At 40.3% G+C, this 22615-nt stretch carries 23 protein-coding genes; 16 read left to right on the top strand and 7 right to left on the bottom strand.

Features of this window, described 5'->3' with window-relative positions; translation table 11 throughout:
• Positions 1–14: 14 nt before the first annotated feature.
• Both QUA54_RS28720 and gntT read right to left on the bottom strand, forming a co-directional pair.
• Positions 15–419, bottom strand: coding sequence for an NUDIX domain-containing protein (locus tag QUA54_RS28720; protein ID WP_333417821.1), 405 nt, complete (start codon positions 417–419; stop codon positions 15–17).
• A gap of 270 nt (positions 420–689) precedes the next feature.
• Positions 690–2054: a guanitoxin biosynthesis MATE family efflux transporter GntT gene (gene gntT / locus QUA54_RS28715; protein WP_333417820.1), complete on the bottom strand. Its 1365-nt coding sequence runs from the start codon at positions 2052–2054 to the stop codon at positions 690–692.
• 86 nt (positions 2055–2140) lie between these two features.
• Between gntT and QUA54_RS28710 the strand changes: the two genes are divergently transcribed.
• Together QUA54_RS28710 and QUA54_RS28705 are read left to right on the top strand one after the other, a co-directional pair.
• A complete protein-coding gene (locus tag QUA54_RS28710) occupies positions 2141–2971 on the top strand; it encodes a sucrose-phosphate phosphatase (protein ID WP_333417818.1) in 831 nt (276 codons plus the stop codon).
• 25 nt (positions 2972–2996) lie between these two features.
• Positions 2997–3806 (top strand): hypothetical protein, encoded by an 810-nt coding sequence (locus tag QUA54_RS28705; protein WP_333417816.1) that lies wholly within the window; start codon positions 2997–2999, stop codon positions 3804–3806.
• A gap of 3 nt (positions 3807–3809) precedes the next feature.
• Here the strand turns inward: QUA54_RS28705 and QUA54_RS28700 are convergent, their stop codons facing one another.
• Complete coding sequence (locus QUA54_RS28700) at positions 3810–4622, bottom strand: class I SAM-dependent methyltransferase (protein WP_333417814.1); 813 nt, start codon at positions 4620–4622, stop codon at positions 3810–3812.
• A 328-nt stretch (positions 4623–4950) separates the two neighbouring features.
• Between QUA54_RS28700 and QUA54_RS28695 the strand changes: the two genes are divergently transcribed.
• Genes QUA54_RS28695 through QUA54_RS28680 form a run of 4 tightly spaced genes read left to right on the top strand, consistent with a single transcriptional unit; the run spans position 4951 to position 8503 of the window.
• Complete coding sequence (locus QUA54_RS28695) at positions 4951–6426, top strand: glycoside hydrolase family 13 protein (RefSeq protein WP_333417812.1); 1476 nt, start codon at positions 4951–4953, stop codon at positions 6424–6426.
• Between the two features lie 8 nt (positions 6427–6434).
• Positions 6435–7181 carry an HAD-IIB family hydrolase gene (locus QUA54_RS28690; RefSeq protein ID WP_333417811.1) on the top strand — a complete coding sequence of 249 codons (747 nt, stop codon included), beginning with the start codon at positions 6435–6437 and terminating at the stop codon, positions 7179–7181.
• A 50-nt stretch (positions 7182–7231) separates the two neighbouring features.
• On the top strand, positions 7232–7474 hold the full coding sequence (locus tag QUA54_RS28685; RefSeq protein ID WP_333417809.1) for a hypothetical protein: 243 nt from the start codon (positions 7232–7234) through the stop codon (positions 7472–7474).
• Between the two features lie 6 nt (positions 7475–7480).
• Positions 7481–8503, top strand: coding sequence for a polysaccharide pyruvyl transferase family protein (locus QUA54_RS28680; protein WP_333417807.1), 1023 nt, complete (start codon positions 7481–7483; stop codon positions 8501–8503).
• Positions 8504–8507: 4 nt separating this feature from the next.
• Here QUA54_RS28680 and QUA54_RS28675 read toward each other — a convergent pair whose 3' ends face one another.
• From QUA54_RS28675 to QUA54_RS28660, 4 genes are all read right to left on the bottom strand, one after another.
• The gene (locus QUA54_RS28675) at positions 8508–9629 is read right to left on the bottom strand and encodes a hypothetical protein (protein WP_333417806.1); all 1122 of its coding nucleotides are present in this window, start codon (positions 9627–9629) and stop codon (positions 8508–8510) included.
• Positions 9630–9696: 67 nt separating this feature from the next.
• Positions 9697–10605 (bottom strand): glycosyltransferase, encoded by a 909-nt coding sequence (locus tag QUA54_RS28670; RefSeq protein ID WP_333417804.1) that lies wholly within the window; start codon positions 10603–10605, stop codon positions 9697–9699.
• Positions 10595–11791, bottom strand: coding sequence for a glycosyltransferase family 4 protein (locus QUA54_RS28665; RefSeq protein ID WP_333417802.1), 1197 nt, complete (start codon positions 11789–11791; stop codon positions 10595–10597). The genes QUA54_RS28670 and QUA54_RS28665 overlap by 11 nt, the downstream gene beginning before the upstream one ends.
• Before the next feature lie 113 nt (positions 11792–11904).
• Positions 11905–12630: a hypothetical protein gene (locus QUA54_RS28660; protein WP_333417801.1), complete on the bottom strand. Its 726-nt coding sequence runs from the start codon at positions 12628–12630 to the stop codon at positions 11905–11907.
• A gap of 52 nt (positions 12631–12682) precedes the next feature.
• Here QUA54_RS28660 and QUA54_RS28655 point away from each other — a divergent pair, with 52 nt between their 5' ends.
• The 10 genes from QUA54_RS28655 to QUA54_RS28610 all read left to right on the top strand — a co-directional run bounded on the left by QUA54_RS28655 (position 12683) and on the right by QUA54_RS28610 (position 22516).
• A complete protein-coding gene (locus QUA54_RS28655; RefSeq protein WP_333417799.1) occupies positions 12683–12991 on the top strand; it encodes a hypothetical protein in 309 nt (102 codons plus the stop codon).
• A gap of 309 nt (positions 12992–13300) precedes the next feature.
• A complete protein-coding gene (locus tag QUA54_RS28650) occupies positions 13301–15205 on the top strand; it encodes a transketolase C-terminal domain-containing protein (protein ID WP_333417797.1) in 1905 nt (634 codons plus the stop codon).
• A complete protein-coding gene (gene gmhB / locus QUA54_RS28645; protein WP_333417795.1) occupies positions 15202–15738 on the top strand; it encodes a D-glycero-beta-D-manno-heptose 1,7-bisphosphate 7-phosphatase in 537 nt (178 codons plus the stop codon). Before QUA54_RS28650 ends, gmhB begins: the two co-directional genes overlap by 4 nt.
• A gap of 116 nt (positions 15739–15854) precedes the next feature.
• Positions 15855–17147: a glycosyltransferase family 61 protein gene (locus QUA54_RS28640; RefSeq protein WP_333417794.1), complete on the top strand. Its 1293-nt coding sequence runs from the start codon at positions 15855–15857 to the stop codon at positions 17145–17147.
• A gap of 160 nt (positions 17148–17307) precedes the next feature.
• Positions 17308–18309 (top strand): SDR family oxidoreductase, encoded by a 1002-nt coding sequence (locus QUA54_RS28635; RefSeq protein ID WP_333417792.1) that lies wholly within the window; start codon positions 17308–17310, stop codon positions 18307–18309.
• A 9-nt stretch (positions 18310–18318) separates the two neighbouring features.
• Complete coding sequence (locus QUA54_RS28630) at positions 18319–18741, top strand: secondary thiamine-phosphate synthase enzyme YjbQ (protein ID WP_445301597.1); 423 nt, start codon at positions 18319–18321, stop codon at positions 18739–18741.
• Positions 18742–18746: 5 nt separating this feature from the next.
• Positions 18747–19874, top strand: coding sequence for a DegT/DnrJ/EryC1/StrS family aminotransferase (locus tag QUA54_RS28625; RefSeq protein WP_333417790.1), 1128 nt, complete (start codon positions 18747–18749; stop codon positions 19872–19874).
• A 90-nt stretch (positions 19875–19964) separates the two neighbouring features.
• Complete coding sequence (locus tag QUA54_RS28620; protein ID WP_333417788.1) at positions 19965–20789, top strand: sugar phosphate isomerase/epimerase family protein; 825 nt, start codon at positions 19965–19967, stop codon at positions 20787–20789.
• Between the two features lie 53 nt (positions 20790–20842).
• A complete protein-coding gene (locus QUA54_RS28615; protein WP_333417786.1) occupies positions 20843–21598 on the top strand; it encodes a 3-oxoacyl-ACP reductase family protein in 756 nt (251 codons plus the stop codon).
• 75 nt (positions 21599–21673) lie between these two features.
• Positions 21674–22516 (top strand): HAD-IIB family hydrolase, encoded by an 843-nt coding sequence (locus tag QUA54_RS28610; protein WP_333417784.1) that lies wholly within the window; start codon positions 21674–21676, stop codon positions 22514–22516.
• Positions 22517–22615 lie beyond the last annotated feature (99 nt).

The raw sequence follows: 22615 nt of genomic DNA, 5'->3' as shown, positions 1-22615 counted from the left end.
TAATTAATGCTTAGTTATATAATTTTATCTAAACTATCAAAAAATTCCGCTATTATTTCATGATAGTGAGAGGCAAAATCAAGACGATCGATTTCTTCTCGACTAAAGTAAGCTAATTTCTGACCTTCGTGAAGCTTGGTATTACAGATATCTAAATCTATTCGAGTCCAAAAAATGTGTTCGTCGCATTCTTCCCACACATAAGACTTGAAGAATTTTACTTCACCTAGCTCTAGTTCCATTTCCTCAAGTAGTTCTCTGCGAATCGCTACTTCCGGAGGCTCATTTTCTTCTATATACCCTCCAAGTAATGCCCAAGTATTCGGAAAAGGGATAGAGGCTTTATTATCCCGAAGTACGAGTAAAACTTGGTGCTGACTGTTGAGAAGAATAATGTCAGCTCCTGGTGGTTCTCTCATTGCAAGCCTGTTATAGCGGACTCTAAGATTGTAGGACAAGGATAGGGCGAGCCGAAAAATATAATTATTTTTTTATATTTGTCTAGCTCCAAAGAAAAGGTAGAAAGCATCCCGTCATAAACCCATATAGTTTGTAGAGGGTTACTTGCACAATACTTTCATGCGTTCTACCCCAAGCTTTATGTTTTTCCCTGGCGTGGGCGGTCCCAAAAGATATTTGTAAGAGAGGGCTAGCGCCTTCTGGAGCTAGTGGGGGGTTGATATGTGCTATTAATTTCCGACAGGCACCGGAGAGACAGGCTCGGTCTTGGCATCACTGCTAAGCGATTTTGTTAAATACACTGCCAGCAGAGCCGTTTTGGCAAACAGGAACAACGACACCGACAGCCACAAAATATGATTGTTGTGGAAGTACCAAGCGGCTATAGCTGATGGGGCAAATCCAACGACAGAGGCAATCAAGCTGACGTTGCGAATGATATCCCCTTGGGCTAAACCTAAGAAATATCCTTCCAGCATCGTGGAAGCTGAAGCAAATGCCAGTAACAAGATTAAACCCCAAGCATATGTATCAATGTGTGAAGTAATTTCAGTATGGTTGGTCAACAACCCAAATATGTTTTGGGGAAAGAATACACACGCTGCGGCAAAGCTGAATCCTACTAACAAGCTGCTTGCCACTGAAACTCTCACTAAAGGGATAAACTTCTCGTTTTCCCCCTGACCTTTAAAGTTTCCGGTCAATGTTTCGACGGCATAACCGAGTCCATTAGTAAAGTAGACGCTCATTTGCCCTATCTGCATCAACAAGGTATTCTGGGTAAACAGAACGGTCCCCATTGTGGCACTGAGATTGCCAAAGATGGTGAAGGTGGCTACTTCAGTTAAAGTTCTAGTAAGTATATCTCTATTGAGGGCAAAAGTAGTTTTGAAAGCTGACAAATTCCTAAGCTGTGGAACGACGGCTTGAATTTCTTGCCACTGAATTCCTGGGATTGCTAAAACTAGGCCCACCAACAACATTAGATACTGGCTAAACGCTTCGGATATTCCAGCCCCTGTACTGTCCCAGCCCCACTGGATAATTAAAAGGTAGTTCAAGATAACATTGGCGGCGTTACCAACAATCGACAGCACTAAAACCTTATTGTTCTTCTCCCGTCCCACAAGCCAACCAATGAGAACAAAGTTGAGCAAAGCGGCAGGCATCCCCGCAATCCGAGCATCGAAATAGGCAATACCTGAAGCCTTGACTTCGGGTTCAGCATTCAACAAGGCAAACCCCACCTCTCGCACAGGGTAATGCAAAATCAAGAGGGCTAATCCCAAGCCAAGAGCGATTAAGCCATTCCGCAATCCCACTAGCAGCATGGCTTCTCGGTCATCTCGCCCAACTGCTTGAGCTGTCACCCCAGTAGTCCCCATGCGTAAGAATTCGAGACTAAAGTAGATGAGGTTAAACAATATGCTACCCAAGGCGACCCCAGCTAAAGAGTGGATGTCTGTCAGATGACCCAAAAAAGCCACGCTGCATAAACCCGATAGCGGCACCATGATGTTGGATAGAACATTGACGATCGCTAGGCGGTAGAAGCGAGGCAGAAAGTCATACTGGCTTGGGGGCGTAAGGTTCATAACTTAACTAAATGCTTAATATAGCTTTATAATAATAAACGTTTTGGCTTGGTGCTGGAGTAGTAGTTTTTTTTAAAGCAAGAGCAGTGGCTAAGTTTTTATTTGTCACGGATTTGGATTACACCTTGGTTGGCGATGATGTCGCCTTGGAAAACTTGAATCGGTGGTTGAGCGAGCAGCGTCGAACCTACGGTACGGTTATTTGTTATGCTACGGGGCGATCGCTCCCCCTCTATCAACAACTGATAGCGGAAAAAGAACTGTTAGAACCCGATATATTAGTGTTGTCCGTTGGTACGGAGATTTATTATCAGGGTAGCTATACCCCAGACACAGACTGGACTGCCAAGCTGTTGGAGGGTTGGAACCGACAGCAGGTGGTTGAGGTAGGAAGGCAATTTCCTACCTTCGTCCTCCAGCCTCCTGTTGAGCAGACTCCCCTCAAAGTCAGCTACTATACGAAGCCAGATGACCTTTACACCCTGCTGCCTCAGTTAGAGGCAATCCTCAAAAGCCAAGGCTTGGCAATCCAAATGGTAGACTGCGCTGGCGGCACATATTTAGACATACTGCCTCACCGGGCTAATAAAGGGTTAGCCGTCCTCTTTCTGCAACAGCGTTTAGGCTTTAGTGGCGATCGCACGATTATTTGCGGCGATTCGGGTAACGATCTGTCTATGTTCCAAAGCGTTCCCTCCTGTGGCATTATCGTTGGTAACGCCCAGCCAGAAGTATTAGAGTGGCATAACAATTCCTTACCAGGGAAGCGCTACCTTGCTAAAAGTCACTTTGCTGCGGGGATTTTAGAAGGGCTGGAGTATTTCGGATTCTTGAGCTGTCATCAGGGAGGTACCTATGCAGGTTCATCTGCCGTCTCAGGAAAATTAATGACCAATCCTGCAACTGGCAAGGCATAGCTCATAATCATCTTGAGGTTTATTAATGAAAACTATCGTTTATCAATCCTATTTAGGAGATGAAACACCCAATTGGTTGGAAAACTGTATGCAGACGGTAAAAGATTGGGCAGAACTGAAGGGATTTCATTACCAAAGAGAAGACAATTTTTTTGAGTTTGTTCCAGATTGGTACAAAGATAAAGTGGCAGGAAAAATTAACCTCGTCGCTGATTTAGCTAGGCTGGAATTAGCTAAAAAGTATCTAGACCAAGGCTACGAACAAACCATTTGGATGGATGCTGATGTGGTAGTCTTCGATCCCGATAACTTAATAATTGATACAACCGAAGATTATTTAGTATGTCGTGAAGTCTGGTTGGATACAGAAGATGATAAAAATCTCGAAGAAGGAACTCTATCTTGTATTAAAAAAGTGACTAATTCGTTAGTTTTTTTTGCTAAAGGTAATAGTTTTTTGGATTTTTATATATATGCGTCTAAATCACTAATTAAAAATAAGATAGGGAGGGTGTCTAGACTGGATGTTAGCACTAAATTTTTAACCAAACTCTATGAAATTATGGAATTACCCCTTTTCTCAAACCTAGGACTTTTTAGTCCTATCCTCATGCATGGAATGGTTGAAGATAAAACATTGATTACACAATTGTATGCAAAATCATTGGAATCGCCTATTTATGCTGCCAACTTATGTCTATCTTTTAGAAATCGCTCTTACAAAGGGATAATGGTGACTGATGAACTCTTTGAAAAAGTGATTGATAAATTGATAGATACTAAGGGAGAGGTTATAAATCAACACTTTTCTCCCTCACTCATTGACTACAAATAATGATTACACGTAACATACTGGAATAATATCAATATGTTTTTCTCCCTCAGTTGGTGGACGGAGAGGACAGGGTTCATTAGGCCAGACAGTCCTATCTTCATAAATGTATATTTGATTAATGTCAGAAAAATCTGTAGAAGAGTAAGTTTTTACTGTAGAGAAAAATTTTAAATAGCGATCGTAATAATCTTCTCCCGGACATCTCACATGATCCCATTCATTAGGATTAGGTTCTGGGTATTCTATCGTCTTTTTTCCCAGAATAGGAACGGGCAAGATAGCAATGCCATGGGGTTTTAAGACTCTTCTAATTTCTGAAAGTGCTTTGTAATCATCTTTAATATGCTCGAGGACATGGCAAGCGCAGACAAAATCAAATTCTGCATCTTCAAAGGGTAAATTGGTCATATCACATTTAACGTCTACACCTTCCATCTGGATATCTGCACTGATATAATCTTGAAATAACCTTTGGAAATTTTTCTTAAAAAATTTTTCGGGTGCAAAATGTAATATTTTTTTTGTAGAAATATCGTAGTCTTTAAATAACTCATTTAAGACTAACTGTTGCAAGCGATGTCTTGTCCAAGACCGACATCTAATACATCTTTCGTGCTTTGCTACCGATCCCGTTGGCATAGATAAATCACGAAATGGCCCATAGTAACCACAGATAGGACATTTAAAATTTTGTTTGCCAAAATTATCTATTCTAAACTTTAATACGTTAAATTCTAGCTCTGTTTTTTGTCTAAGATTTTCCAGGAAAGATACTCCCATCATTTCTCCTCTAAACTCAATTAATTTTGTTACCATTGATTTTAACGCTGGAATTGAGAATATATAACATAATTTTATGAAATTTTAGCAATTAATTTATAAATGTACAAATTACAGTGGAGAGGCATTTACTGACTTGACAATATCAGTCAATTATGCTCTTGTTGACGATAACCGCTACCCAATCCATTTTCCAAAGCGTACCCTGTTGGGGTATTATTGGGATATGTCCAGCCAGAGCTATTATAGTGGCATCATGTCTCCCTATAAGATTTGCGCTATCTGCCCCGATCTCACTTCGCCGCAGAGATTTTAAAAGCGCTGGATTATTTCGGATTTTTGAGCTGCAATCAGGAAGTTATCAATGCAGATTCATACACCAAACTGGGTTAAACACGCCGTTTTCTACCAAATATTTCCCGATCGCTTTGCTAGGACTGTCCCACCACACCAAAAGTGGTTGCTTGATGTACCTTTAGAAGACTGGGATGCTCCTCCTACGTTTCACGGTTATAAGGGGGGAAATCTTTGGGGGGCGATCGAACAACTTGATTATTTACAAGATTTAGGCATTAATGCAATTTACCTTAATCCAATTTTTAGCTCGGCGAGCAATCATCGTTATCATACGCTTGATTATTATCAAGTCGATCCATTATTAGGGGGGGATGAAGCGTTTGCAAGTCTACTTAAAGAAGTTCATCGGCGTAATATTAAACTTGTCTTAGATGGAACTTTTAATCATGCTAGTAGGGGTTTTTATTTTTTCAACGATATCTTGGAAAACGGCTCAAATTCCCCTTGGGTAGATTGGTTCAAGATTAAAGGCTGGCCTATCTCACCCTATGATGAGTCTCGTCCCGCTAATTATGCTTCATGGAACGACCATCGGGCTTTACCAGAGTTCAATACAGATCATCCAGGAGTACGCGAATATATTATGCGTGTAGGTGAACACTGGATTAAGCTTGGTGCAGATGGTTGGCGTTTGGATTCTGCGGATTACATCAAAACTCCAGGCTTTTGGCAAGAGTTTCGCGATCGCGTCAAGGCGATCGATCCCGAAGCATATATTGTTGGAGAAATTCCAATGGACGCGAGTGAGTGGTTAGATGGCACACAATTTGATGGCGTGTCAAGTTTGCCTTTTCTTAACGCTACTACTGCTTTTGTTGTCGGCGATCGCCAAGTCAAAGGTCATTTTAAAGAATATGCTCCACCTCCTCCAACGGATGCTGCTGGATATGGGGATAAAATTAATGAGTTGCTGCAACTTTATCCTTGGGAAATTCAGTTAACTCAGCTTAACGGGATCAACAATCACGATACAGCAAGGCTGATCGACGTTGCAGGAGGCGATCGCCCAAGTTTATATTTAGCAATACTGTTACTATTTACTTTTCCTGGCGCACCTTGCATATACTATGGTGATGAAGTCGGTTTGACTGGTGGTTACGATCCAGATTGTCGTAAAGCTTTTCCTTCACAAGAAGAGTGGGAGCGAGATATTCTGGAATATCATCGTCAACTAATTACACTGCGCCATACTCACGCAGCAATGCGGATTGGTGAGTACCAAACGTTGTATGCTGAAGGACAAATTTACGTTTTTGCGCGGATATTGGCAGAAGAAGTGTTGGTAATTGCAGTTAATGCTGGAAATGAAACAGCAAAAGTCAGTATTCAGCCATCGTGGCACAGCCTTGCGACGGCTTCCGCATCGGAGCCTAACCAAGTATTATTCACCTATGGCTCTAATGAGGTAAATTGGAGTGGTGAAGCAGCACAAAGAAGTCTCAACTTCACACTTGCACCGCGCTGTGGATTAATTTTGGGTTAATTTCATTTATGGACTATAATCACTCACTGCTGTTGGCGACTGACTTAGATGGAACGTTTCTTGGTGGCTCTAACCAACAACGATCTGAATTTTATCAATATATTCAAGATCAGCGCGATCGCATTCTTTTGGTGTATGTCACCGGCAGAGAACTTGACAGGATTAGGAAACTATTCGACGAAGAACCCAACATACCCAAACCTGAATACATCATTGGCGATGTCGGAACCACGATCGTACATGGTGAAACCTTCGAGCCTATTTCTGTTTTGCAAGACTGGGTGGCGCAAACTTGGGGAAATGCTAACGAACAAGTCAAGGAACTATTAGAAAATGAACCAGGAATAGAATTACAATCTGTTAATCCGGACTATCGGGTATCCTACTACTACGAACCAGAATCTTTTCAACCCAGCACCATCCAAAAAGTAATCGACGCTGGATTTGATACCATCCTGTCCTATGACATGAGACTAAATTACCATTATTTTGATGTCATGCCAAAAGGCATTTCCAAAGGCCCAACCCTCCTCAAATTTTTGGCAGAAATTAATTTCAATCCTGATGACACAATTACTTGCGGAGATACGCTCAACGATTTGTCATTATTTGAAACAGGCTTAAAGGGGATAGCTGTTAGTAATTCTGAACCGAAATTGGTAGAAAAAATTAAGAAAATGGAGAACGTTTACTACAGTCCGTATCCTGGTGTAATGGGTATTTGGGATGGTCTTAAGCAGTATGCTAAAGATTAGCTTTAGGTCGCTTGAATAAATATTTACTTAATCTCAAAGATTACTTTACTATGAATCATAAAAACGTTTTAGAAGAAACAGTAATTTTTTTGCATATTCCTAAAACAGGAGGAATAAGTTTAACCCAAATAGCTCTAGAGAACTACGACAGTTCTTCTGTGTTTATTATTGATGGCTGCCGAATCAACGAATCACTGGATGAATTGAAAAGTTTTATTTTAGAACAAAAAATAAAAATTAAATTTATAGCTGGACATAACTATTTTGAAACACATCAATTTATTCCTATTTAAGCAAATATGTTAGCAAAATTTGTCGATACTTTGCATATAAGTTTAGAAAACATTGGTTCAATTGAAGAGTGTTCCCTACTGAATTATCCAGATTATTTAAATGTTGGCGATCACCTTATTTGGTTAGGCGAGATATATTACTTAACTACTGTTTTGAAAACAAAAATTAAATATGTTGCTTCAGGTATTGCAGATTTTTCTGAAGAAGTGATGGAGAAACAGGCTGGTAAAGCTCCGATAATTCTTCAGGGTGGAGGCAATTTGGGGGATCTCTGGAGGGAGCATCAAGAATTTCGAGAATACATTATTTCTAAATATCGCGATCGGCAAATAATTATTATGCCGCAAAGTATTTATTTTGAAAATACAAGTAACTTAAAAAAAGCTGCTGATATCTTTAATTCTCACCCTAACTTAACTTTATTTGTTCGGGAGAATTCTAGTGAAAAAATTGCTATTAAATATTTTCATAACTGTCAAATAATTAAAACACCGGATATAGCTTTTCAACTGTTAAATATGTCATGTTTTGCCTCCAACAAAACTTGTGAAAAATCTTCTATTTTGTATCATTGTAGAACCGACAAAGAATTGAAAGAAGATTTTTATACTGATTTTATATTTCAACTACCTAATTTAGTTATAGAAGACTGGATTTCGAGTGAATGGAAAATCTGGCGTTCGTGCAAATCAATTTTGGAGACTTCTCAAGCCGATCCTCAGCATTTCCCAGCAATATTTGATAGCCTTTACGATCCCGATGTACATCGCATTTCCTGGATTATAATGCACAAGGCAATAGAGCAATTTAGGCAACACCGTCTGATTATTACAAACCGCTTGCACGGTCATATTCTCTGCATTCTTTTACGTATTCCTCACATTTTTTTAGCAAATTCCTATCATAAAAACGAGTCATTTTATGATACCTGGACTTATCAAGTTTCTTTTTGTAGATTTGTAAAAGATTCTGCACAAATCAAAATGGCTGTACAGGAGTTGCTGGAAATGTCCTCGAATAAGGTTTGATCAATTATTCCGCCCCAACCAGGCTTATGTGTCCCTGATTGCGTGCGATGAATTTCTCTAAATTTGTTACCCATGAATCAGAGATGGAATTGGCTTTGGCATCTGCCAAAAGAAGAGCATAATCAATCAATAGAGTTTTTTTCAAAACCTGTAAAATCTCTTCATCAGCAATATCTTGGTCAAAACATGGGGGTAAGCCGAGTCCAACGGCGCGGAAATTCAGAATAGTCTGAATACATTTCTCGCAGTGTCCGCAGTTTCTGTCTTTTCGATCGCCTTCCCAACACACTCTGAGATTTTGTAAAGCTTCTCGCCACTGGGCAAGCTGCTTCACTTTTTCGGCACGGGTAAAGGCTGCACCATCATGAACGATTGCAAAAGTACGGCTCGACAGTAACGGATCGGTGAGTGGGTTTGAGCCCCAGGGTAGAACGAGAGCATGATAAGGAAGAGAACTGGGGATTAAGCCTTCCGAGTAGCCACCCTGTAACAGCATCAAGCAAGACGCAACTGCAACTCCGTGAGAGTCCTCCCAATCTTGCTCGAATTCGCGGAAGTTAGTTACCATCGGAATTAGTTCTAAACCCAAGCTGGCGAGTGTCAACCTAGACTTTTGCGCCGCACGGTTAAAGATTTGCGGCTCTGAAAGGGGAATATCCAGCCCGTGAACCATCAATCCTGCTTGTAAAGGGCGCTGTACCCTGCTATGCCCTTCTTGGCTGTGGCGAAACGCTGTTAAACAACTATCCACCCCACCAGAGAAAGCAGAAATTACTCTATGTACCCTATTAGCTACTGGCTGTTCTCGCTCAACTTCTGGGGTGATTTCAACTTGCTTGTAAAGATCCGATCGCCAGCACGCCCAAGCTGCTTGGAACTCTGCTAAATTCTGCAATAAAGAGGGAGAAACTTCGCCGTGAACCACCATATCAGTGCCGTGCTTCATGGCGATGAAAATGGTGGCAACAACAAATGGGTCGCAGCTTTGTGTCAGTAGAGAACCGTGTTCCGCTTGCACTCGATACCACAAACGATATTGTGCTTGGTTGGCAGTCTCTATTGTGGCGCTAACAGTGGTTAAGCCATTTTCTTCAACTGCCTGTTCTTGCCAAAGATGGGTAGTCATGCGTTACACTTGTTTTCTGGTAATTTTTTAAGGTTTAGCGATCTTTTAGCCTGCCTTGACAAAACTTTTAATGCAACTGCTTGTTGGAATAGTCTCTCAGCCAGCGTTTAACAAACGGCTCCCACATTGGTGCGGCTAAACTGGGTTTAAGCAGTCCGTAAATCCAGAATAGGCGATAGATTGGTGCACGTAAAATCCACTCGTAACTTTTGCCATTTTGGAGGATGAAGCGAATGTCCGCTAATACTGACCTGCGCCATTTACGTAGTGCCTGGTGCAAGCTCATTTTTTCCCCGTAGATCGACTGAAATGCCAGCGCTTCTCTATAAAATCGCTGATATACCTTCAGAAGACGCTCGTTGTGTGAGTGATATACGGCTGCTTCAGGCTCATAGATGATTTTGTAGCCCAGCCTTAGCATCGCCCGTGACCACTCCCAATCCTCACTACCAGTTAGCGTTTCATCAAAACAGTGTTTTTCCCAGCACTGACGACGAATAGCAGAATTAGCATTGGAAAAAAAGTGTTCGCCAGGACTATCCGGGTTTGTCTGAGTTCGTAGCTGGTCTCCATAAAACGCTAGGTCTCGCTGAACAGGGGGCCAAGCATCAGGTTGAGGAACCTGTTTGCCATAAACTCCCGCTACTTCAGGGTCATCAAAGTGCTTAACCAGGTTTTGCAACCAGTAGCGATCGCAGGGAAAAGCATGAGCGCTCAACGCTATAACGATTTCTGCATTAGTAGCTTTAAAGCCAATGTTCAAAGAACGACCAAATGTAAATTCTTCAGGCTGAATTTGAATTAGCTTAACGTCACTCCACTGCTTGACAATATTAACTGTTTCATCAGTAGAACCAGAATCTACGACAACAATATCGTTGGGCTTTAAAGATTGACTTGTCAACAATCTCAAAGTTTTTGCTATGTCTTGAGCTTCGTTTTTCGTGCGTATTAGTATGCTAGTTTTAATACTCATGGGATGTATCTTCGGATAGCATGAGTACCCGATCAATCACTTCCAATACTTCTTTTATACTCCGTTCTTCCCTAAACATTTCTTCCGCTCGCTGTTTGCAATGCTGACCAAGGTCGTGACGCAACTGTGGACTCATAACCCAGTCTTGAATCGTCGTTACCAATTCTCTCACTGTGGCTTGCGAATCAATGTTGGGGTCAGGAAGTAATTTGCCAGTATTACCCAAGACTTCTGGAATACCCCCGACTGCTGTGGCAATAACTGGCAATCCTTTTGCCATAGCCTCAGCAATGGACATTCCAAATGCCTCCGATACTGAAGGCAATATAAAGATGTCAGAAGTATCTAGCCACTCTGAAACATTGGTAACTTGTCCTAAAAATTTAATTTTATCAGTTATTTCCAGTTGCTCAACTGCTTGTTGGAGTTCCTTTTCGAGTTGTGGCTCAAAAATCCCACCTCCTGCCCACACAAAGTAAAGTTGAGACCATACTGGGCCGATCATCAACTGCTTAATTGCTTCTAACTGATACTGGTAGCCTTTTCGCAATTCTATGCGAGCCGCTGTGAAGCAAACTACAGCATCTGTTGGTATGTTAAGCGATTGGCGCAGGCGATCGCGCACGCCAAAATCGCAAGGAGTAAAATATTCTACAGGTCGTCCATAATAAATAACCTTTCCTTTATTCTTGGGAAGCTTGAATAATCTGTGTAATACACCTAAATCATCATAGGAAACAGCAATAACTGACTTGGCTTCAATGTAGTGATGTGATAGCTCATCTAGATATTCAACAAACCGAAGGGCCATATCTGGTAGAACCAGATTCTCAATTACAATGTAGGGTATTCCCAGTGGAATAGCGATTTGTTTAACGGCAAAGCTGGCGAACGGATGGATGTTACTACAAATAATTAAACTTGGTTTTGGGGAGCTATTTATTAAAGTCGGTTGCCAACTTTCAATATCAAAGCCTCGTGAATTGTTTTTGTTCTTAGCTTCTACCCATAGGTGCTGAATACCCAACTGCTTTTGGAAGCTAATTACTCTATCATCATAGGCTGGGGGTTGTACACAGGTAACTTGATATCCCAATCTTGCTAATGTACACATAATTAAGTGATTGTTTTGTGCAACGCCGCCAACCCCTGGATCAAGTGTATACAAAAAAATATGTTTACTCATATTAGTGATAGTTGTAACATTGGTATCTGTACTCCACAAGCTTTTTGGTTCTGGTTCAATTTCAATATATCATTTTTAAGAACACTCATTGGCTTGATTTTGGCACTAACTGTTCAAAGGTACTGGTTGACTAATTCTCCTTTTGTTTCTAAAAGCTTTTCAATCACAATTTCGTAGACTTGATCGTTCATATCTATTCCTTGAAAGCTAGTGTTTCTAAACGATGAACACAAGTTGGCTGCATAAATTGGAGCGCCTATTAGTTTGACATACTCTTGAGTAAAATAATTTTGATTTTGAGCAATACCATACATATTTAAAGGACTAAAAAGTCCCATATTTTTGAAAAGAGGTAACGGAAAAATTTGATGCAGATTGGTTAGAAATCTAGTACTTACTTCAATTGAAGAAAGTTTGCCTTGAGTATTTCTAACAATTTCTTTACATACATAAATGTAAAAATCCAAAAAGCTATTTTTTTGAGTAAATATAGTCAAAGCATTATGAACTTTACTAATACAAACAATTTTGCCTTCCTCTACCGTACTTCCTGTTTCTAGCTCTATCCAAGCTTCGCGACAAAATAAATATTCTTCTCTAGTATTAATATTCAACTGTTCTGGCTGGAAGATCAGAATGTCAGCATCTATCCAAACAGTTCGCTCATATCCTTTTAAAATAAACTCTTTCGCCAATTCTAGTCTAGCTAGATCGCTAATTGGCTGTATTTTCCCATTCGCTTTTTCTTTATACCAGTCCGGAACATAATCAAACAGTTTATCATCGATCATTTGATAATCGAATCCTTTCAGCGTTGCCCAGTCTTTGACTGTCTGCATACAGGTATTAATCCAACTAGGTACATTGTGGGTACGATAAGACTGATAAACTATGGTTCTCATTTTTAAGAAAGGAAATAACTCATTAGAGGATTATTCAACTTCGGCAAATATGGCAATTAAGCGATTTGCTGCTTTAGCTGTAGGAACGTGCAAATCTGATGGTATAGTCCAGGTCTCACTTGAATTCGTGTCAAACATTCTACAATCCAAAGCGAAAAAAAATTATTTTCTTTACGGGTATCGGTTTGAAAAATTAAATTTTTTCTATCAAGTAGATTTTGCTGAATATATTTCATTAATAGAGGCTTTATTAAATACTGTAGCCACTTTAGTTTTTGCCATGTTGGTATCTGTTTAATCAACCCGAACATTTAATTATATTTTTCCTTAGTTTTTGTCAGTGCCTAAAATATTAGCCTATTTCTAATATCTATGTGATTAAGATATTTATATATTATAGAAACATAACATAATTTAACCAAAGTGTTTAAATGTAAAAAATATATAACTTTTATAAAGAATTGTTACTTTACTTTGTAAAGTAACATTAAAGACAAGGAGTCGGGGAGACATCAAGGTACTAGAATACTCTGGGTAAGTGTTAGCTAATTTTTTAGAACGCATTTCACTTAAGAAAAACTCGATAAGCTCTAAAGAACGAGAACCAATGCCTGTAACAACCTTACGCTTTCCCATTAACCTAGATAGTTACAAACCGTTAAAATTAGACCCGACTAATTCAACTTTGACGAATGAGCAAAGAGAAACGCTAAAAGCTAATATTCAACTTTGTCGAGACACGATTGTTTTCTTTACTGCCATAGCAGCAGCAAAAGGCGTAGGCGGTCATACAGGAGGGGCTTATGATACAGTTCCCGAAGTTATGATTCTAGATGCTTTCTTCCGGGGAGTACCAGATAAGTTTGTACCGATTTTCTTCGATGAAGCCGGACACCGAGTTGCCACACAATATCTCATGGCCACTCTACTCAGCGATCTTGATGCTGAAAATCTGCTGCACTATCGAGAACCCTATTCCAAACTTCTTGCTCATCCGGAACGTGGACGCACTCCTGGGGTGAAATTTAGTGCTGGGAGATTGGGACATATGTGGCCCTATGTGAATGGAGTAGCGATCGCTAATCCCAATCGGGTAGTCTTTTGTCTGGGTTCAGATGGATCACAGCAGGAAGGAAATAATGCCGAAGCAGCACGTTTAGCTGTAGCCAAAAATCTCAATATCAACGTAATTATTGACGATAACAATTCTACCTGTAGTGGATACCCTTCAGATTATTTACCAGGTTTTAATGTCAGTCAAACCTTAGCGGGACATGGACTAACTGTACTAACAGGAGAAGGTGAAAACCTAGATGATTTGTATCGTCGTCTCTGTGAAGCAGCTACCGCAGACGGTCCCGTAGCGGTTGTGAATAAACGCCAGATGTGTCCTGGTATTAGCGGGGTAGAGGGTACACCCCTCGGTCATGATGCTCTGGGGTTGGATTTGGCGATCGCTTATCTGGAAACTCGCGGACACACTCAAGCCGTTAATTATCTCAAAGGAATTGTTCCACTCAAAGCAACCTACACCTTTACAGGTTCTAGCAGTAAAACTCGCCATATCTTCGATGCCACCGTCGTTTCAATTCTAGGTTCCATGACTCCTGCAGAACGCCAAGAAAATGTGATGTGCATCGACAGTGATTTGGGAGAGTCTTGTGGGATTAACAAAATTAGTCAAGCCTATCCAGAGATTTTCTATCGCGGTGGCATCATGGAGCGAGGAAATTTCGCAGCGGCGGCGGGATTTGGCATGGAGGAAGGAAAACAGGGGATTTTCAGCACCTATAGCGCCTTTTTAGAAATGTGCATTTCAGAAATCACAATGGCGCGGCTGAATAAATCCAACGTTCTGTGCCAATTTTCCCATAGTGGTATAGATGAAATAGCAGATAATAGCTGCCATTTTGGTTTGAATAATATGTTTGCAGATAACGGGCTAGATGATGGCTACGAAACCCGTCTGTATTATCCAGTAGATGGCGGTCAAATGAAAGCCTGTGTGGAGACTGTGTTTCATCAACCTGGTTTACGGTTTATCTTTTCTAGTCGTTCCCCAGTCCCGGATATCCTGGATGCTGATGGCAAACCTCTGTATGGAGAGGGCTATACCTTTGTTCCCGGAAAGGATGACGTTGTACGTGAGGGTACAGCAGGGTACATTGTCAGCTTTGGTGAAGTAATTTACCGCGCTCTTGAGGTGGTGGAAAATCTCAAGCAAGCAGGAATTGATGTAGGGCTAATCAACAAGCCAACGCTGAATCTGGTTGATGAAGACATCATGGCAAAAATTGGCTCCACACCCTTTGTCTTGGTCGTTGAATCGTTAAATCGTCGCACAGGGCTAGGAATTCGATTTGGGTCCTGGTTACTAGAGCGCGGTTTTTCTCCCAAATATGCCTATATGGGTACTCATCAAGAAGGTTCGAGTGGAGTATGGGAGCAATTACCTCATCAAGGTATTGATGCTATTGGGATTATGAACAAAGTCAAGGACTTAGCGAGGTGATCAAAGTAGCTTTTCTCGATCGCGATGGTGTTATCAATGTTGATTATGGGTATGTTGCGATTCGTAAGCAGTTTGAGTTTATCGAGGGCGTGTTTACAGTATGTCGTCTACTGCATAATTTGGGTTACGAGCTGATTGTAATTACTAATCAGTCGGGTATTGCCCGCGGTTATTATTCCGAACAGGACTTTTTAGACCTGAGTGAATGGATGTGCGAGCAGTTTATCAGACAAGGCGTGCCATTGCTGGATGTCTTTTATTGCCCACATCACCCCCAAGCTGCTATACCTAATTATTGCAGGAACTGCAGGTGTCGTAAACCGTCCCCAGGAATGATTGAACAGGCTTGCCGGAAATATCCAATAGATCTTAAAAGGTCAATGATGATTGGTGATAAAATATCGGATATGCAAGCTGCCAAATCTGCAGGGGTCGGTAGATTTTATTTGCTGAGTAAAGAAGTTGTTGCTCAAGAAGAGATAGAGGTTTCAGCTCGGCTGGACAACTTAGCCCAACTAAAGTATTTTGTTTAAAAATATTGGATGTAAATCTGTTTATTAATTATTGAGAAACTCCCCGGAAGTTTCTTTTTAGAGACATAAAAAAATATTTTTTAATTGGCAATCTAAACGGAGGATATTATAAATAGATGAACCGAGTTGGGAGCAGTCTTAAACATTTGCTGATTATCAAAATAATATATCCTATATTATTAAGTTTTATCGATACTCATCTTCTCACAACAACTGAAGCAATGGAGCAAGATAAAAGGGAAAATAATCTTCCTCAATTTGAAGATGAATATCAACAAATAGCGACTCTCAAGTTGATCTATTTATTTTTGTTTGATTATATTAATAAACATTTAATTAGAAGGTCAGAGTTGATAGAATCCTCCGAGAATAACCATAATTTATATCGATTAAAGTATGATGAGACTGTTGAAATTCAACAGCCCATCAGTTATCAACCAATACCCAGTGTATTAAAAGAAAAAGAAGGAATTTTTAAATTTACCGTTCCTTTTGCTACTGAATTTAAAAATGTTGAACTGTTTGGGATTGATGCTATTGGGTTTTCTGAAGATAGAAAGATCATTTTAGAAACAGCTTTAGACAGAGTAGACTGTTTAGAACACAGTGTCATTTCAACACTTAAGCAAGGTTTTAATTTCCAATATATTAGACCTGTCTCTGATTCCGAACATATTGATTTAGCTTGTTCATTAGTTAATTATTGGAGTCGTTTGTACGCTCATTGGATTTCTGAGGGCTTAACTCGGCTAGAAGCCCTAGAATATTATTCTAAAAAGACAGGCAAAAAACCAGTATTAATAATCGACAAAGACCCTCCACATTGGAAAATTCAATCTTTAGAGTTGATGGGTTATCGGGTAGAAGATTGTATTCAATGGAATGGATATAGAGCTAAGATTAACGAATTAGTTATTTGCTCTAAGCGGCGGGAAGAAGGCCGTGTTTCAATCAAAGCTTGTTCTTGGGTAAAAGAACGTATTCTTGGTAATATAGATAGTTATGCGATTTCAAAAATTCCTTTGAGTCCAAACGTTTTTCTTTCTCGCCGTCAAACAAATGCTCGACGCATTCTCAATGAAGAAGAAGTGATAGAAACTTTAGCTAAAATGGATTTTGTTACTTATGTTCTTGAAGATATAGATTGGCAAGAGCAGGTAAAATTTTTTGCTCAAGCCAAAATTATTGTTGCTCCTCATGGAGCCGGATTAACAAATATGATTTTCTCTCATAAGGCAACTATCATTGAAATATTTGGTCAAAAAATTAGTCATTTTTTCTATACTATAGCTCAAGGCTTAGGATTTAATTACGGATGTCTCTTTTGTGAAGCAAATAACGAGAATATTATTGTTGACTGCAAAGAATTAACTAAACTCATTTATAAAATATCAAACAAAAAGTTATAGTTATATAGCACTCCTATTTGATGACAGAACAAACCAACCGATACAGGCGATTCAGAACAGTACAATACAAAAATACATTTAGAAGATATAAATTGAATTGGTGAGACAAAAGTGTGTTATACTCATAAACGTTTTAACAGATTAGAATATCAAGCTTTGAATGAACAGTCAAGTGAATTCTCCTAAACGTTGCTTAGTGACTGGTGCTGCTGGGTTTATTGGCAGTCACTTGTGCGATCGCCTCCTAAAATCCGGTCATAGTGTTGTTGGTTTGGATAATTTGATTACAGGGCGAACAGCTAATCTAAAAGTAGCTCAAACCTCTAAAAATTTTACTTTTATGGAGCAGGATATAGCCAATATTTCCCCTCCCACCCTAGCAGACATTGATTGGGTATTTCATTTAGCAGGATTAGCTGATTTAGTTCCCTCAATCCAAAATCCTGGAGACTACTATCATTCTAATTTACATAGTACCTTCGCTCTTTTGGAGGCTTGCCGTACTGCTCAAATTGAGAGGTTTATTTACACAGCTTCCTCAACTTGCTACGGCATTCCTGACCAATATCCAACACCAGAAACATATCCCTGCCATCCCAAACACCCCTACGGATTGACTAAATATATGGGGGAACAACTCGTCATGCATTGGGCGCAAGTTTATAAACTTCCAGCCCTTTCATTACGACTATTTAACGTTTATGGGCCGCGATCGCGCACGACTGGCGCGTATGGTGCAGTATTTGGCGTGTTTTTGGCTCAGAAACTAGCCGGAACACCTTTCACTGTCGTGGGTGATGGGACTCAAACTAGAGACTTTACCTTTGTCAGCGATGTAGTAGAAGCGTTTGTCAAAGCTGCTCAATCTGATATTATAGGCGAAATTATCAACATTGGTTCCGGTCAATCTGAAAGCGTTTTGAGACTCGTTCAATTATTAGAAGGCCCGATCGTCCATATCCCCAAACGTCCAGGAGAACCCGATTGTACTTGGGCAGATATTACCAAGGCTACGACTCTTTTAGGATGGCAACCTCAAGTAACCTTGAGTCAAGGGGTAGCTGAGATGTTAGCCAATATTGAACTCTGGCGAGATGCTCCAGTCTGGACACCGGGAGCGATTCAGCAAGAGACAAAATCCTGGTTTGAGCATCTAGGTTAAGGAATTAACATGACAAACTCATCCATAAGACTTTACCAACAAGCGATTCAGGTACAAACCACTGGTAAATCGCTCTGTCAAATTACACCCCAAGTGCAAGCGATCGTCACAGAATCGGGAATTCAAGCAGGGCTTTGTACTCTTTTCCTGCGTCATACTTCAGCCAGTTTACTGATTCAGGAAAATGATGCGCGACCGGATGTAGAAGCATTTTTTGCCAAATTAGTTCCAGAAACAGGTCAATATCTCTTAGCTGGAGAGGGTTTAGACGATATGCCTGCCCATATTCGAGCCGCCCTCACCAACACTTCCGAACAAATTCCCGTTGGTGAAGGTCTTTTGCTAGTGGGTCGCTTGCAAGAGATCTATATTTGGGAACATCGCCAGTCTGGTCATTCTCGTGAAGTGATTATTAACATTTTGGGATATTAAATAAAGTGCAAAAACAATTAGGGATTAATCAAATTCCCTTTGTCAATCTCAAAAGTCAACACGCTTCCCTCAAGTCTGAGTTGCTGGCAGAAATTGGCGAAGTCATTGATGAGGGGAACTTTATTTTAGGCGAGCAAGTTGCTGAGTTTGAGCGTCAGTTTGCTCAATTGTGCGGTGTTCGCTATGCCATTGGCGTAAATTCTGGGACAGATGCTTTAATTTTCGCACTCAAAGTAATTGGTATTCGTTCCGGTGATGAAGTTATTACTGTTCCTAATTCTTTTGTGGCTTCAGCTAGCTGTATTCGCGTGCTTGGAGCTAGACCTGTATTCGTTGATGTGGGCGATGATTACAATATTGATCCGAGCCAAATTTCATCTGTCATTACCCCTAAGACCAAGGCAATTCTCCCAGTCCATCTTACAGGGCGACCTTGCGATATGGAGCCAATTTTAACACTTGCTCAAGAAAAAGGAATAGCCGTAGTCGAAGATGCTGCTCAAGCTGTACTGGCTGAGTATCAAGGTCAGCCAGTGGGTTCTTTTGGAACAGTGGGCTGTTTTAGCTTACATCCACTCAAAAACTTAAATGCTTGTGGAGATGGGGGAGTGTTAGTTACAGATAATCCAGAACTGCACGACAAGCTGAAAATTATGCGTAATATTGGCTTGCGTAGTCGCGATGACTGTGTTTTATGGTCTCACAATTCCCGTTTAGATACTTTACAAGCAGCAATTCTTTTAGTCAAATTGCGCTACCTCCAAGAATGGACACAGCGACGTCGGGAAAATGCTCGCTATTACCAAACTCAACTTGCTGGCATTCCTCAGATCCAAATGCCGTCAGAACGTGACCGGGAGAAATGCGTGTACCACACCTTCGTCATCCAAGCTAAACGGCGCGATGAATTGCGCCAATTTTTGAGCGATCGCGGTATTGGCACGGCAATTCACTATCCCGTACCAATTCATTTGTCTACAGCAGGCAAAGAATTAGGCTATGCAGAAGGCAGTTTTCCTGTTGCAGAGATGCAGTCACACCAAATTCTGAGTTTACCTATTTATCCAGAATTAACAGTTGCTCAACTTGAGGGAGTCTGTCATAACATTAAATTGTTCTATCAATATGTGTAATGTGTAGGTTTGAAAAACTTATCGCAAATAATGATATAATCCAATCTGGCATTCCTAACGTTTAAAACAGTCGTATCAAGAGGTTTAAATATGCCGAATAACATCAACTCATCAAACATTGCCTGTGCAGCTTGGGGCTGGAGAGAACTAGAAATACCGGAATATTTTCACTGGGTAGCCAACCAAGGTATTCGTTCAGTAGAAGTCAATGCTCATCCACAAGCACCCAAACACCTTTTAGATAGTGGTAACGACGAATCAGTCGCCAAGATTGCCACTTGGGCAGAGGAAGCCGGAGTAGATATCATCTGTATAGCCGCACGAAATGATTTCACTATTCCCGACGAAATAGCTCTCGAAAAAGAGATTCAAAGAGTACAGCGTTTTATTGACACAGCTAAACAACTGGGGGCAAAATTTGTCCGCTTATTATCTGGTGGTCATAGAAACGATAACGTTCCGCCAGAAGTTTTTACTCGGCTTCACTACGCTTTTAATCAAATTGGTGATTACGCCGAAGAACATGGTATTAAAATAACCATTGAAAATCACGGTGGTCCAACAGCAACAGGGCAACGAGTTGCCAAGATTATGGAAGGCATCAAGAGTCCTGTTGTTGGAGTCAACTACGATCCTGCTAACTTTTTGAACCAGGGGACAGATCCTCTGATGGCACTGCGCTACATCCTTCCTTGGGTAAACTACAGTCATTGGAAAGATGTCACATGGGCTGATGGCAAGCCCCAGTTCTGTGCTTTTGGAAAGGGAGAAATCGTTTGGGAGCCTATTATCAAAGAACTATTGAATGCAGGTTATCGAGGATACTGGGCAGTTGAGTACGAAGAACCAGCAGATGTTCAGCATGGCACTAAAGAGAGTTTGGATTATTTGTGCCAATTATTACAAGAGTTTTGATTCCTGTTCTCAGTCACCTGATTTCTAATTTTTATAAGAGGATACCCGATTAAATGTCATTTTCTTTAGATGGACACGTTGCCTTAGTCACAGGAAGCAGTGCTGGGTTGGGGAAAGCGATCGCCTTGAGGCTAGGTTTAGCGGGTGCTAAGCTCGCCCTCAACTACAACAACAATCTATCGCGTGCAGAAAGTGCGCTGGCAGAGTTACAAGACCTTGGCTGTGAGGCTGTCCTCGTCAAGGGTGATGTAACCAATGAAGAAGATGTGACAGCGATTTACGAAGCGATCGCTACACAGTTAGGATCTGTAGATATTTTAGTGTTGAATGCAACAGGGAATCAGCCCCAGATACCCTTTGAAGAGTACACTTGGCAAGATTTCCAGACAATGATCGACTTTTTTATCAAGAGTCCTTTCTTGCTCACCCGTGCTTGCTTACCCGCGATGAAGGAGAAACAATGGGGACGAATTATCAATATCAGTAGCGATGTTTTTTTTCGGACAGTTAACAACTTTAGTGCTTATGTTACCGCTAAAGGCGGGCAAATCGGGTTCACCCGCAGCATGGCCACCGAACTTGCTCCATTTGGCATCACAGTAAATGCGATCGCTCCCGGGTGGATTCCCGTAGAACGCCACGAAACTACCACTCAGGAGAAAAAAGATGCTTACCAAGTAAGAATTCCCATGCAGCATTGGGGTACTCCACAGGATATTGCGGAAGCAGTGCTTTACTTCGCTAGTCAAGAGTCCAAATTTGTTACGGGACAGTATTTGTGTATCAATGGTGGCATGTCTCTAATGTAAATCCAGATTTTTTGACACTAAATAATTCATAGCCGACTCCTAATAGAAGCACAAATAAGATTGTCGAGGCTTGATATGAAATATTCCGAACATAAGACAAAGCTCTTACCTCCAGTCACAAAACCAAACTACGTTGTTTTTACAGATTTTGATGAAACTTATCTTGCTCACGAAAACAAAGAGTGTCATCAAAACGAGCAAAAAGAACTTGAGGAGTATTTACTAAACAACACTCATGAAAAACAAATTATTTTTGGTTGGGTTACTGGCAGCAGTATAACTTCAGTATTCTCTAAAATGAGTAAATATGAGTTAAGATTATTACCTCATTTTATTGCCAGTAGTTTAGGTACAGAACTGATATACTTCAATGAAAAACACTACGGTGAAAAAGATGAAACATGGGAAAGCCATCTCAAAAAAAGTGGGTTTTCAGATAAGTTAGTTAATAATTTAGTTAATATTTTGAAATTAGATGGAATAAATCTGACACCACAACCTCAAATAGCAGATTCTCATTTTTTAAAAAATTACTATTACTATCAACAAAACAAACAACTTGACAGACAGGCGATTTTAAAAATAAAATTTTTAGCTAAAAATGCTGGGATTAAAGTAAATATTAGTCAATGTAATCCATTAGTTGGAGATCCCCAAAATTGCTATGATGTCGATTTTATCCCTTCAGGAACAGGGAAAAAACATATAGTTGATTTTATTTTAAGGCAGACAAATGTAAACTCTCAAAACTCTATAGCTTTTGGCGAAAGTGGCAATGATATCGAAATGCTTCAAGCAGTTGGACATGGTTATTTAGTTGGCAACGCTACAAGCGAAGCTAAAAAATTGCATTCTCAAATAGAAGATAATGAGTACACCAAAGGAATATTGTCTGTATTAAAAAGACTTATAAAGTAATTTATGAATTTAGGACTATTACCAATAGTTCGGACAGTTTTTAAGCAGCCAGAGTACCATAAGACAAGACTGAAGGAAGGTTAGGGTGATTTAAAATCA

The sequence above is a fragment of the Microcoleus sp. MOSTC5 genome, from assembly GCF_036701825.1.
Taxonomy (GTDB): Bacteria; Cyanobacteriota; Cyanobacteriia; order Cyanobacteriales; family Microcoleaceae; genus Microcoleus; species Microcoleus asticus.
The sequence above is the reverse complement of the archived record's forward strand: the minus strand, read 5'-3'. Positions and strand labels throughout refer to the sequence as shown.